Source organism: Streptomyces sp. NH27 (genome assembly GCF_056859195.1).
This window is the reverse complement of sequence record NZ_JACEGK010001064.1, coordinates 1-555: the sequence shown is the minus strand read 5'-3', so window position 1 is coordinate 555 and position 555 is coordinate 1. Positions and strand designations below refer to the sequence as shown.

1 protein-coding gene is annotated in these 555 nt (G+C 75.3%); it reads left to right on the top strand.

The features are described 5' to 3' along the window. The coding region (locus AC13HU_RS38030; protein ID WP_483046556.1) for a DALR anticodon-binding domain-containing protein at positions 1–421 on the top strand (421 nt) is incomplete at its 5' end. Positions 422–555: the final 134 nt, after the last annotated feature.

The window sequence follows — 555 nt, the reverse complement described above, 5'->3', positions numbered from 1 at the left end:
CGCCCTGCTGCGCAACGCCCACCACCTGGGCGTGCCCGCCGACGACGGGACGGACACGTGTACGGTCGAGAAGACCGGCGTGGACGCCGCTCCGGTCGATGGCGGCGGGGCAGCGCCGCCCCCGGGCACACCGAGCCCTTCGCACCATCCCGCGGAGACCGAACTCCTCGGCCTGATCGCCGACTTCCCCCGCATTGTGGAGAGCGCCGCCCGCCGGCGCGGCCCCGACCGGGTCGCCCGACATCTGGAGCGGCTCGCCGACGCGTTCGCCCGGTTCCACGACGAGTGCCGCGTACTGCCGAAGGGCGACGAGAAACCCTCGGCCGTCCACGCGGCCCGGCTCCGCCTCACCGACGCGGCGGGAATCGTGCTCGCGGACGGCCTGCACCTGCTCGGCATCAGCGCCCCCGCCCGGATCTGAACCGCGACCGGATCTGAACCGCGACCGGAACTGAACCGCGGCCCCGGATCGCCGACCGGACCAGGACCGGACCCGACCGGACCCGACCGGGACCACCGGCGGAACCAGGGCCCCGACCGGCCCAGCGCTCCAGC